Origin of the sequence: Citrobacter sp. RHBSTW-01013, from assembly GCF_013781985.1 — a bacterium.
Lineage (GTDB): Bacteria > Pseudomonadota > Gammaproteobacteria > Enterobacterales > Enterobacteriaceae > Citrobacter > Citrobacter braakii.
In genome coordinates, this window is record NZ_CP056185.1 from 2,007,998 (window position 1) to 2,020,686 (window position 12,689).

The 12,689-nt window shown below is 40.3% G+C and carries 9 protein-coding genes and 3 pseudogenes; all 12 read left to right on the plus strand.

The genetic code is table 11. The features are described 5' to 3' along the window. Nucleotides 1-96: 96 nt before the first annotated feature. Nucleotides 97-1,093: pseudogene (locus HV350_RS09650) on the plus strand (glycosyltransferase family 2 protein). A 365-nt stretch (nt 1,094-1,458) separates the two neighbouring features. Next, the gene (locus HV350_RS09655; protein WP_181630363.1) at nt 1,459-2,685 is read left to right on the plus strand and encodes a glycosyltransferase family 39 protein; all 1,227 of its coding nucleotides are present in this window, start codon (nt 1,459-1,461) and stop codon (nt 2,683-2,685) included. A 190-nt stretch (nt 2,686-2,875) separates the two neighbouring features. Further along, nucleotides 2,876-4,282 carry an NADP-dependent phosphogluconate dehydrogenase gene (gene gndA, locus HV350_RS09660; protein ID WP_181630365.1) on the plus strand — a complete coding sequence of 469 codons (1,407 nt, stop codon included), beginning with the start codon at nt 2,876-2,878 and terminating at the stop codon, nt 4,280-4,282. A gap of 155 nt (nt 4,283-4,437) precedes the next feature. Next, the gene (locus HV350_RS09665; RefSeq protein ID WP_249418035.1) at nt 4,438-5,322 is read left to right on the plus strand and encodes an FAD-dependent oxidoreductase; all 885 of its coding nucleotides are present in this window, start codon (nt 4,438-4,440) and stop codon (nt 5,320-5,322) included. Between the two features lie 250 nt (nt 5,323-5,572). Beyond that, nucleotides 5,573-6,583, plus strand: a complete 1,011-nt coding sequence (locus HV350_RS09670; RefSeq protein ID WP_181630366.1) for a glycosyl transferase family 2 — start codon at nt 5,573-5,575, stop codon at nt 6,581-6,583. A gap of 14 nt (nt 6,584-6,597) precedes the next feature. Continuing rightward, nucleotides 6,598-7,383: an NAD(P)-dependent oxidoreductase gene (locus HV350_RS09675; RefSeq protein WP_181630368.1), complete on the plus strand. Its 786-nt coding sequence runs from the start codon at nt 6,598-6,600 to the stop codon at nt 7,381-7,383. Continuing rightward, the gene (locus HV350_RS09680) at nt 7,380-8,192 is read left to right on the plus strand and encodes a TIM barrel protein (protein WP_181630369.1); all 813 of its coding nucleotides are present in this window, start codon (nt 7,380-7,382) and stop codon (nt 8,190-8,192) included. Before HV350_RS09675 ends, HV350_RS09680 begins: the two co-directional genes overlap by 4 nt. Before the next feature lie 15 nt (nt 8,193-8,207). After that, a complete protein-coding gene (locus tag HV350_RS09685; RefSeq protein ID WP_103283976.1) occupies nt 8,208-8,564 on the plus strand; it encodes a multidrug transporter in 357 nt (118 codons plus the stop codon). A gap of 14 nt (nt 8,565-8,578) precedes the next feature. Continuing rightward, nucleotides 8,579-9,370: a glycosyltransferase family 2 protein gene (locus HV350_RS09690; RefSeq protein ID WP_103284463.1), complete on the plus strand. Its 792-nt coding sequence runs from the start codon at nt 8,579-8,581 to the stop codon at nt 9,368-9,370. Nucleotides 9,371-9,381: 11 nt separating this feature from the next. Beyond that, nucleotides 9,382-11,688 carry a hypothetical protein gene (locus HV350_RS09695; RefSeq protein ID WP_181630370.1) on the plus strand — a complete coding sequence of 769 codons (2,307 nt, stop codon included), beginning with the start codon at nt 9,382-9,384 and terminating at the stop codon, nt 11,686-11,688. 178 nt (nt 11,689-11,866) lie between these two features. After that, nucleotides 11,867-12,266, plus strand: a pseudogene (gene tnpA, locus HV350_RS09700) (IS200/IS605 family transposase). A gap of 192 nt (nt 12,267-12,458) precedes the next feature. Beyond that, nucleotides 12,459-12,590: pseudogene (locus HV350_RS26630) on the plus strand (hypothetical protein); the annotation flags it as partial. Nucleotides 12,591-12,689 lie beyond the last annotated feature (99 nt).

Genomic DNA, 12,689 nt, shown 5'->3' on the forward strand with positions numbered 1-12,689 from the left:
TGATTTTTTGTCTTTCAATGAATATCTGTCTCAATTTTCAGGTATGGTAATCTATACAACCTCTTGTTTTATAATTAATAAGCTATGGGCGATGAAATGACTCTGGGAAAAAAGAAACATCCTTTGCTTGCTATTGTTGTGCCTTGCTATAATGAAAGTGATATGTTCTCGATGTGCCTATCTCAATTGAGGGATGTCATTCAATCTTTGGTTGAGACTGAGCGTGTATCAGCAGATAGCTATGTGTTATTTGTTGATGATGGCAGTCGAGATGATACTTGGGAAAAAATTAACACTGCTTCTCATGAATTCGAAAATGTCCGTGGTTTGAAGTTATCCCGTAATAAGGGGCATCAACTTGCTTTAAGAGCAGGGTTAAGATTTTCTGATGCTGATATTACCATTAGTATTGATGCTGATCTACAAGACGATGTCATTGCTATAACTAAAATGGTTGATGAGTATCATAATGGCTATGAGATTGTTTATGGTGTTAGAGATGACAGAACGACGGATAGCTTTTTCAAGCGAAATACAGCTGCATTGTTCTATAAATTGATGGGCAGACTTGGAGTTCATCAAATCGAGCAACATGCTGACAACATGCTGACTATCGATTAATGGGGCGAAATGCATTAAATGCATTTCTCGATTTTAAAGAAAAAATTTGTATATCCGTGGAATTATCCCTTTATTAGGTTTTAAAAGCACAAAAGTTCTTTACTCAAGAAAAGCACGTCTTGCTGGTGAGTCGAAGTATCCACTAAAGAAGATGTTGTCACTTGCGCTTGATGGAATTACCTCTCTATCAGTAAAACCTCTTCGTATTATCTCATCGTTGGGTTTTTTGGTTTCTTTAGTCTCATTTGTTATTGGTTCTACGGCATTAATGCAAAAATTATTAGGTCATACCATTGAAGGGTGGGCCTCTGTAATGGTTGGCTTGTTCTTTATGGGAGGCGTTCAACTTTTGTGTATTGGAATATTGGGTGAGTATATCGGTAAAATTTATGTAGAAGTAAAAAACCGACCATCTTATTTTATTGAGAAGTGTACGTGGATTCAATCGGACCTTAATGATGAGCATGATTGACCTTGAAAATCATAAATATCAATATTGTCATTATGTTAATTTTTGTGCCTGCAAGGGATTTTTGTGTGCTTTGGCTATCTGATGCTTATGGAGAGTATTCCTTAAATGAGAAAGATGTTTGCGTTTATTAACTTCACAAGTGTTTTTGTTTTGTTCTTGTTTGTAGGGTTTATTGTATCATTAAATGTTTTATCACTAAACTCTGCATATATTACGCACTATTTCAATTTCCTAGGTATCGGACTTGTATTCCTTTTTATTGTTGTTCTGACTTTTTTATCAATAAATCAGATAGTGTGCTCCATCAAACCAATCATGTGTGGATAATATTTATTCTTAGTCTGACTACAAAATTAATATTTATAATGCTTGTGAATAGCAAGCCAGAAAGCGACTTTGAAACAATTTTTCAGACTGCAGGTATGTATGCTGATGGTACGATTAACACCTTTAATGTTGGACCTGGCGGTTATTATGATATATGGGCATGTCAATCGGTATATACTTTATACCAAGCATTAGTTCTTTATCTATACCACTCGATTGATGCTTTGAAGCTTTTGAATGTTTTTTTCATGGCAGGTTCTTCTGTGATGATATACAAAATATGCAGCACGATCTTTTCTCATAAAATCGCCTTTGTTACTGCATGTTTGTACTCACTATATCCGGAAATGATTTTTTATTCTCCGTTGCTATCAAATCAGCACTTATCTACTTTTTTTGTTTTACTTGGCATTTATTTCCTCCTTAAAAATAATTACATCTCGTTAGTTTTCTCAGGTGTTTTTTTAGCGTTGGCTGATCTAATGCGACCAGAAATCATTATTGTCTTAGTTGCAGCTTTTTTTTGTTTGATTGTTGGATGTGTTCGTTATGACCGAAACAATGTGATAAGGGAATTTTCAAAATTTAGTATAGTTCTTTTTATTTATATCATCATTCATTTACTGACCAGTTCCGTAATCAAATTATCCGGTGTTAATCAATATGGAATTGATAACAGAAACCCTGAATGGAAATTTATGGTTGGTCTTGATAAAGAACATCTTGGCGCGTGGAATACTTCTCATGTTAATATTTTAGCGATGGAAGATGCCTCAGAACGAAAAAAAGAAATTATTGATTATGTTAAGGCAACGTACAAAACCCCTCAGGATGTGGCGAGTTTTGTGTTTGATAAGCAATCTTTCATGTGGTCCTCACCAAGCCCAGTTTATTTTACATTTAATGATGGTGAACTTACCAGGACGGTGAAGTTATTCGGAAAAGAACATTACATGAACGATTTAGTTAATATTTTCATTTCTGTTGACAAGATTTACTACACATTTATACTTGGTTTGTTTTTAATCAGTGTAGCTGATGTATTTCTCTCAATGATTAGAGGTGTTCAACCTTCAAGAGAGTTATATTTTTTTATGATGGTGTGTTTGGTTAATTTCATGATTTATCTTCTTATTGAAGTTCAACCGCGCTATAAGTATTTTGTCATGCCCTTTGTTTTCATTGTTGCGGCCCAAGGTTTAACTCGTTTAAATAAGTTGTGGGTTGGAAGATTAAAAACGCTCACATTAAAAGTCGTCCATTAAAGTGAGCCGTTTTCGATACCAAATAATAATAGCAATTTACTGAATACGTAAATATTGTACTGTTTTCAAAGGTAAGTATCTTCAGTATTTAATGCTACTATCGTAAGCGATTCTTCTGGGTTAACATATTGTTCACTAAAGTCCTGCAGTAATAGTCTACAGGGCGAACCGCACCTGACAGGAGTACATAATGTCTAAGCAACAAATCGGCGTCGTTGGTATGGCTGTGATGGGGCGCAATCTGGCGCTCAACATCGAAAGCCGTGGTTATACCGTGTCCGTTTTCAACCGCTCGCGTGAAAAAACGGAAGAGGTTATCGCCGAGAATCCGGGGAAAAAACTGGTTCCTTACTATACGGTAAAAGAGTTTGTTGAATCCCTTGAAACGCCTCGTCGCATTCTGTTAATGGTGAAAGCAGGCGCTGGCACTGATGCTGCTATCGACTCCCTGAAGCCATATCTGGATAAAGGTGACATCATTATTGATGGCGGTAATACGTTCTTCCAGGACACTATCCGTCGTAACCGTGAGCTCTCAGCTGAAGGATTTAACTTCATCGGTACCGGCGTCTCCGGTGGCGAAGAAGGTGCGCTGAAGGGACCATCTATTATGCCTGGTGGCCAGAAAGAAGCTTACGAGCTGGTTGCCCCAATTCTGACCAAAATCGCCGCTGTTGCAGAAGATGGTGAACCGTGTGTGACGTATATCGGTGCCGACGGTGCTGGTCACTATGTGAAGATGGTACACAACGGTATTGAGTACGGTGATATGCAACTGATTGCTGAAGCTTACTCATTGTTGAAAGGTGGTTTGAACCTAAGCAACGAAGAACTGGCTAGCACCTTCACCGAGTGGAATAACGGCGAGCTGAGTAGCTACCTGATCGATATCACCAAAGATATCTTCACTAAAAAAGATGAAGATGGTAAATATTTGGTGGATTTCATCCTGGATGAAGCGGCGAATAAAGGGACGGGTAAATGGACCAGCCAGAGCTCTCTGGATCTCGGTGAACCACTGTCTCTGATTACTGAGTCTGTGTTTGCACGTTACATCTCTTCACTGAAAGATCAGCGTGTTGCTGCCTCTAAAGTCCTGTCCGGTCCTAAAATTCAGCTTGCGGGTGATAAGGTAGAATTTATTGAGAAAGTACGTCGTGCGCTGTACCTCGGTAAGATCGTGTCTTATGCTCAGGGTTTCTCACAGCTGCGTGCCGCATCTGACGAGCATAATTGGGCTCTGAACTACGGCGAGATTGCAAAAATCTTCCGTGCAGGCTGCATCATCCGTGCGCAGTTCCTGCAGAAAATCACCGATGCCTATGCTAAAAACGCTGGTATCGCGAACCTGCTGCTCGACCCGTACTTCAAGAACATTGCTGATGAATACCAACAGGCACTGCGCGATGTTGTAGCGTATGCCGTGCAGAATGGCATCCCAGTACCGACATTCTCTGCGGCTGTCGCTTATTACGACAGCTATCGTGCCGAAGTGTTACCTGCAAACCTGATTCAGGCCCAGCGTGATTATTTTGGTGCTCATACTTATAAACGTACTGATAAAGAAGGTGTGTTCCATACGGAATGGCTGGATTAATTAACAGCGTTTTATATCTTCTGTTTTAACAATAAGACCATCCGAATGGATGGCCTTATTGCATGTAAACCTTTTATAGCATTAGAGTTATCTCTTGGTTTTAATATCTGAAGAGAATAACATAAATGCGTTCTACTTAAGGCATTAATGCAATCATGCGTAAAAATATAATAATTGTGGGCGGTGGTTTTTTTGGTATGTACCTCGCTGAGCAATTTTCTCTTTTAGGACATGGAGTGAAACTTTTCGAAAAAGAGAAGAATTACATGTCCCGCGCATCATATAACAACCAGGCGCGTGTGCATAATGGCTACCACTACCCCAGAAGTATTTTGACTGCTTTACGTTCACGTATCTCTTTCCCACGTTTTGTTGATGAATTCCGTGACTGCATTGATTCCGACTTTGATAAATACTATTTAATCAGCGAAATGTTAGGAAAAGTGTCTGCCAGCCAGTTTCGCATGTTCTGTGACCGCATTGGTGCTGATTGTGATTATGCGCCAGCGAAAATCCAGAACATGGTAAATCCAAAAATGATTAATGCCTGTTTTACGGTTAAAGAATTTGCGTTCGATGCCTTTAAGCTCCGTGAGCTTATGTTAAAGAGGCTGGATAGTTCAAATGCTGAATTCTACTGCGGCTATTCCGTTGATAAAATCGAAAAACTGGAAAATGGCATTAAAACTCTGGTCAGAGATATAAGCTCCGGTGAAGTGCAAGAATATGTTGCTGACCACGTGTTCAATTGCACTTATTCACATCTGAATTATCTTCTGGATAATTCAGGGATTGAACTGATCCCCTTGAAGCACGAGATGACAGAAATGTGTCTGGTTGATGTGCCGGAAGTGTGCAAAAAAGCTGGTTTTACCATCATGTGTGGCCCGTTTTTCTCCGTGATGCCATTCCCATCCGTTGGATTGCATTCATTTAGTCACGTGCGTTATACACCTCATTATGAGTGGCACGATAAGCCCGGTGAAAAGTACCTCGATTCACATGCGAAATTTGATTCCGATACGAGAACTAGTGCCTAGAAATATATGATTAAAGATGCCTCACGTTACATGCCAATTTTGAGTGAGTGCCGTTATGAGCGTTCTCTGTGGGAAGTGAAGACGCTTCTCCCACGCAGTGAAACAGATGATTCCCGCCCGATTCTCTTTAGGCCGAATCATGGAATGCAGGGTTTTCACTGTATTATGGGGGGCAAAATAGATAACGTATACGATGCCTTTGAAGCTATTAAAAATATGAACGTTATTTAAAAATTTAGAGACTACACAAGTGAAAAGTGAATCTTTTGTTTCGGTCGTTTTAAATACGCACGACCTATCGAATGAATTAACAAATAAATTGCAGCAGATCCAGTCCTTACTCGACGATAATTATACCGACTACGAAATTTTAATTGTTTCTAAAGGACCATATCGTGATGTACCAAGAACCTCTGCGATCGACAATATTTTACAAACTATTCCAAGCGTGCGTTTCCTGCAACTGTCGGGCTGTGTTCATGATGATGTGGTGTGGGCTGCAGGTCTTGAGAATGCGATTGGAGACTTTGTGATTCTATATGATCATCTGACGGATCCTGTTGATATCATTCATCGTGCCGTGGAAGAGTGTAAGTCCGGCTCCGATGTCGTTGTAGGTGTCTCAACCCAGTCTCTTCCGTGCGCGTACCGCATTATGCGTGATACGGCATCGCATATTTTAAAAGCGATCGATTACCATATCCCTAAAAACTCAACAGGTTTTCGTTGTCTCAGTCGCCGTGCGGTGAATGCGGTAACGGATACTGGTCGTTTTCACCATCAGTTCTATATGCGCATTCAGAAAACGGGCTATCCCGCCAGCGAACTGACTTATCAGCCGGTTAGTGAAACGCATGTTAAGCGTTCTATCACATACGGTTTTCGTAATTTAGTGCGTCTGATGGTCTTCAACTCTTCTCGTCCGTTGCGCTGGATGTCAATTGTTGGCACCGTAGGTAGCCTAAGTGCGCTGCTTTTTGCGGTTTATAGTATCATCGTAAATCTAATCAATGGACATGTTGTGGAGGGTTGGACCACCACGGTTTTGTTTATGTCCATTCTGTTTATGCTGCAATTTATTATGTTGGCTTTTTTCGGGGAATATCTCAGCCGTTTGCTGGATGACCGAAGTGAACAGGCAGCATATTCCGTCGTGTTTGAGAAAAATAGTGCTGTCATGGTTAACCAGGACCGCGTTAATGTGTTAAATGATGCGACTGTCGAAAAGGCTAATCTGGTGCAAACCGGACGCGACCGCTAAATACTGGAGAGATCATGACTAAGGCTTTGATTGGTTATACCGGGTTTGTAGGCACGACGCTCTTAAAGCAAACCAAATTTGACGATTTTTACCGTTCGACGAATATTAATGATATTAAGGGTAAAAAATTTGATCTGGTTGTCTGTGCCGGTGCTCCAGCGAAAAAATGGATCGCAAATGCTGATCCCAAAGGTGATCAGGAAATTATTGATTCGCTGATTGACTGCCTGGATAGTATTGAGTGTAAAACATTTATCCTCATCAGTACGGTGGATGTATTCAAATCACCCAATGGCGTTGATGAGAATTCCGTGATCGATACGCAGGAACTGCATGCCTATGGTCTGAATCGCTATCGGCTTGAGCAATTTGTTTCAAAGCGGTTCCAACAGCATCTGATAGTCAGACTTCCTGGTTTAGTTGGTCCGGGGCTACGTAAGAATATTATTTTTGATTTTCTTAATGAGAATAACGTTGAGAAAATCGAAAGCCGTAGCATCTTTCAATTCTATCCTATGGTGAACCTTTGGTTCGATATTAAGATTGCGCTTGAGAAAAAAATTAATCTTGTTCACCTGACGGCAGCCCCGGTTTCGGTGGCGAAAATTGCTCGAGATGGTTTCAATATTAATTTTGATGTGCAGCAGGCCGCACAACCTGTTACCTATGATATGCGCAGCGTGTATGGTCCACTGTATGGGGGCAGTGAGCATTACCAATATTCGGTGAAAGACACGGTGCAGGCTGTCAGACATTATGCGCAATCAGAGCCCAAAAAAGTGCAGGAATATAATAAATGAGAATATCAATCTCCAACCTTGCTTGGGACGTTAAAGAAGATCTAGAAGTTGCTAATTTATTGAACTTATTTAACGTTGATGCGATTGATATTGCACCAGGTAAATATTTCCCTGAACCTGCTAGCGCGTCAATAGCAGATATTCATGCAGTTAAAGATTGGTGGCAGGAGCGAGGCATTGACATCATTGGCATGCAGGCACTGTTATTTGGTACTATAGGTCTGAATGTATTTGGTAGTGAATCTATCCAGAAAAAACTACTCGATCACTTGGCTGCAGTTTGCCGTATCGGAGCAGGACTAGGGGCTTCGCGACTGGTATTCGGTTCGCCCAAAAATCGGGATTGTTCTGGTCTATCAGTTAGCCAGGTGCAGGAGATATCTCGATTGTTTTTTCGTCAGCTTGGCGATATCGCCGCTGACTATGGAGTTATTGTTTGTCTTGAGCCAAATCCGAGTGTTTACGGTGCAAACTTTATGACAACCAGCCTCGAAACCTGCAATGTTGTTAATGATATTGATCATCCAGCAATCAAAATGCAGCTTGATACCGGGGCGGTTATTATCAATCAGGAAGATATTTCTGCTATTGTAACGCAAGTAAAAGACGTGATTGGCCATGTGCATATCAGTGAAGCACAGCTTGCACCACCAGGAGATACATATTCATACCATGCGAATATTGCGGCTGCAATTACCTCACAATTGCCTGCACATCCTGCCACTATTGAAATGCTGGCAACGAAAAATGAGCCTCATTTAGTTTCTATTCGTCGCGCGCTTCAACTCGTGACTTCTCTTTATCGTTAAGCAGGTGTATTTAACTTGAAATGGTTAATTCTTATTTTGGGCATTGTATGTAATGCCTCGGCAAGCGTTCTGATCAAGATGGCAATGATGCCTCCACGTAAATTTCCTTCCCTCGCGGATCCGTTAGCGTCGTTGAGTAACTGGCCTTTCTGGCTAGGTTTGGCACTTTATGGTGGAGCATTCTTATTCTATGCTGCTGCATTAGCCGTTTTCCCTCTGAACATTGCCCATCCCGTTTTGACAACTGGAGCGGTTGCCGCAGTGGCGGTTTTATCTGTCCTTGTTTTTAATGAAACCTTCCACTGGACGACTATTGCTGGCGTGGTGTTAGTCATCGTCGGTGTAGCGCTGATTACGTCAAAGGCTGCTTAATAATGGATTTATCGATGAAAAATGAAAAAAATTGGGAAGTCCCGACTTACGATATCACCTTATGGACGGACAAAAAGCATGACGCATGCGTTGTGATCCCGGTTATTAATGAAGGTGACCGAATTGTCAGCTTGCTCACGAAAATGAGTAATCTGAAAATTAATGATATTGCTGATATTATTATCGTCGATGGAGGAAGTACTGACAGTTCCCTTGAAAAAAATCGCTTATTATCTCTCGGTGTTTCTGGATTGGTGCTTAAAACAGGTCCAGGAAAGTTGAGTGCACAATTACGCTGTGGTTATGCGTTTGTACTTGAGCAAGGATATAAAAATATCATTACTATTGATGGTAATGATAAAGATGATCCGTCTTCAATTCCTGAATTCCTCAATGCGCTTGAGAAAGGTTACGATTTCGTTCAGGCCTCGCGTTTTGTCAATGGTGGCGTTGCGGTGAATACACCAAAAACACGTGACTTCGCGATTAAATATATTCACGCACCGGCCCTAAGTTTAGCATCAGGATTTCACTGGACCGATACCACACAAGGATTTCGTGCCTACAGCAGCAGATTGCTGTTAGATGAACGAGTAGCACCTTTCCGTAATGTTTTTATGACCTATGAACTGTTAGCCTATCTTTCTTACATCGCCCCTAGATTGGGCTTCCGCTGCATCGAATTACCGACCTCCCGTATTTATCCAGAAGGTGAAGTCCCAACCAAGATCAGCAGCTTTAGCGGCAATCTGGCTGTACTTAAAATTTTGTTTAAAAGTTGCTTGGGCCACTATAATAAACGCTAATAGGAATAGTTATGAATTCGTATTTTAGCAGGCTCAAATTAGCCTTATGTCGTCATCAAAAAGAGTTGTTCATTTTTTTCTCTCTCTTTGTTTTTATTTTTTCATCTGTCCGAATTTATCCTGCAGGATCAATTGGTAATGTTGAGCAATGGATAAATCTGACGAACTCAATGTTCGCACGGAATCAAGATTTTTTATTTAGCTATGGACCGCTGTATTGGTTGGTGGGGGGGGTGGCAACACCATTTAACCAAGTGACTTACTGGTTGGCTGTGTTTTTTTTAAGTTTTAATTTCGCTTTTTTTTGGACCGGTTTGGTGCTTATTTGCATCGATGCGAAAAGATATATTGAATTTGCCTCGGCATTTTTAATTTTCATCTTAACATTACAGGTTAAGAGTGCGCTATTTCTTTGGCCTTTGATTATTGTTACGTACATTGAATTCTACAAAGAACGAAAGATTACATTGTCTTGGAAGGCATTCGCTTTGTTGGGCGCTATTGTTGGTTTTGAGTTCTATGTGCGTTTTTTCTTCGGCTTGATTGCATGTGTGATTTTCGTTACATACCTTATCAGTCATTTACCAGCAAAACATATAATACATTCACTGTTTAGCTTTTGCATGGCCTTGTTCATATCTTATTTCATTATCGGTTTGTTGATTTTTCATAATCCAGTTAGTCTCTACAGTTACATAAAAATTAATATGCAACTTAATTTTGGTAACTCTGTTGATATGACGCTAGATGTTACAAATACAATATCAACCTATATTTGCGCGTTTATTGTACTTGTGTGTTTTGTGATCCATACTTTTACTGTCAGGCGCTATCTTCTGCTCACCTACGTCGCAATTTGGGTAATCCTGTTTAAGCTTGGATTTGGGCGTTCTGATCATTACAACACTTATTTTGTTGTGCCAATGATCATCATATCGTTGATACTGGTTTGTGAAAAAATGCCAATAGGGAGGATTATCTTCGGTATATGTTTTGTATCTTTATTTTATATGGCAACGCATCAAACATTCCCAGGTGCGGCAACAATTAGACCATTCGCTACGGCATTTAATTTCGATGAAAGCTATAATGATCGGATGAAGAGTATCTATTCTGAATATAAATTAGATAGTAAAATTATAGATTTAGTTAAAGATTCAACAATAGATGTTTATCCTTATAACAACGAATACTTGATAGCGAATGATTTTAATTACACAACACGACCTCTATTCCAAAACTACATGACGCTTACACCTGTGCTGGATGGAATGAACCGTAATTATTTCGAATCAACAGAGCGGCCTGAGTTCGTTCTATGGACTGGTGGCCTTACATGTTATTCGAAAGACTGTAATCTTTTCGAAGGCTTTGATTATAAATATACTTTGAATGAGGATCCTTTAACCAGCACCAGCATTCTTAATAACTATGATATCTCTGCAATTACTAATGGGCGTGGGGGAGTGCCTGTTGTGCTGATGAAGCGAAAGGAACAAATCTATAAAACGAATTATACCACTTTAACAGAGCAGGAAATGCATTTTGGTGTGTGGTATCAGATTCCAGAATTCGATAAAGGGATTGTCAAAGTTCAGCCCCATTTTGAATTTACGCTACTTGGTCGACTCAAAAATCTTTTATTTCGTGGGGGTATTGTTAAAGTTAAATATAAAACTGAGAATGGAGATGTTAAGGAGTTTCGTTTAAATATTCTTAATTCTGCAAGTGGTGTTTGGGCATCCCCTCTGCTAACTGGTATTACTTTAGAAAGTATCCAGGGCGAACCTGTTAAGGCTTTGATGTTTGAGACCGACTCTATTTATTACCTAAAACCAACCTTTACAGCGAAGTTTATTCAGCTTAATAACAGCACGATCCATGTTAAACCACGCGTTATTAACTATAATAAATTAGCTATTCTTAGTAATATTGACGCGACCACCTCTATTTTCTGTGATGGCAGTATTGATGAAATAAATAACAAGGCAGCCTCTTCTGCAAGTTCAGAAGTGTCTTCCAGTTTACAAGTCAAAGGTTGGCTGGCAGCATCAAGTGCAAAAGGTGAGTTGTACGATCAGACTCTGTTGGTTTTAAAAGCAGCAAATGCATCTAGCCAATTCTTTTCAACGCATGAAAGTAAACGACCTGATGTAGCTAATGCTTTCAAGCATGCACATCTTGATGATGCAGGATTTTCAACACTAGTTGATGCCCGCAAATTACAGGGTGATTATAGCGTAAGCTTGGCCGGCCTTCGTGGTAAAAAAGTTTACACGTGTAACAATATTAATTTAAATATTAAATTTATTCGCTAGGAATATGCACAGGGCTTCGAAGTCCTGTGATTTTTATGCACAGAAAACCCCCAGCTAGGCTGGGGGTTCCGGAAAGCTTTCAGCTTTGGGCCAGTTATTAAAACCCCTTTTGATTTGTTAAAACACATTGCGGTCTGGCAACTGCAAATGTTCAACAAGAAATCAAAAGGGAGTCCCAATGGGGGACGAAAAGAGCTTAGCGCACACCCGATGGAACTGTAAATATCACATATTTTTTGCGCCCAAACACCGGAGACAAGTATTCTACGGGGAGAAAAGCAGGGCGATAGGCAGCATCTTAAGAAAGCTGTGTGAGTGGAAAAACGTGCGGATCCTAGAAGCGGAATGCCGTGCAGATCATATCCATATGCTGGTGGAAATCCCACCCAAAATGAGCGTATCCGGCTTTATGGGGTATCTGAAAGAGAAAAACAGTCTGATGCTGTATGAGCAGTTTGGGGATATGAAAAAAGTACAGGAATAGAGAGTTCTGGTGCCGGGGATACTACGTAGATACGGTGGGTAAAAACACGGTGAAGATACAGGAATACATAAAGCACCAGCTTGCAGAAGATTAAATGGGTGAGTAGTTATCGATCCCTTATCCGGGTAGCCCGTTTACGGGCTGTAAGTAACGAAGTCTGATGCAAATGTTAGATCGTATACGCCTGTTAGGGAGTGGCTGGTTACAGAGCCTTATAGGCGCATCCGAAAAACCTCCGGCTATGCCGGAGGATATTTATTCATCTGTATATTACTCTCTACCCAACAAGAATTCAGTATATTGCCACATGCTGTATAAGCAGTTTAGATGTCTATATTTAAATCACAGAAACAGGGAGTACAGGTGTTGGGATTACTATATGAAGACGGTGGGTAAGAACACTGCGGAGATACAGCAATAGATAAAGAATCAGTTTGAAAGGGATAAAATGGGTGAGCAGTTATCGCTCATTGTTTTGTACAGACTGGTTATAGGTCGTAAATAGAAATGTTCGATC

Coding starts and splice junctions, on each gene's coding strand:
- gndA (WP_181630365.1), top strand. CDS start 2,876: ATGTCTAAGCAACAAATCGGCGTCGTTGGTATGGCTGTGATGGGGCGC.
- HV350_RS09655 (WP_181630363.1), top strand. CDS start 1,459: ATGCTTGTGAATAGCAAGCCAGAAAGCGACTTTGAAACAATTTTTCAG.
- HV350_RS09675 (WP_181630368.1), top strand. CDS start 6,598: ATGACTAAGGCTTTGATTGGTTATACCGGGTTTGTAGGCACGACGCTC.
- HV350_RS09680 (WP_181630369.1), top strand. CDS start 7,380: ATGAGAATATCAATCTCCAACCTTGCTTGGGACGTTAAAGAAGATCTA.
- HV350_RS09695 (WP_181630370.1), top strand. CDS start 9,382: ATGAATTCGTATTTTAGCAGGCTCAAATTAGCCTTATGTCGTCATCAA.
- HV350_RS09690 (WP_103284463.1), top strand. CDS start 8,579: ATGAAAAATGAAAAAAATTGGGAAGTCCCGACTTACGATATCACCTTA.
- HV350_RS09665 (WP_249418035.1), top strand. CDS start 4,438: ATGCGTAAAAATATAATAATTGTGGGCGGTGGTTTTTTTGGTATGTAC.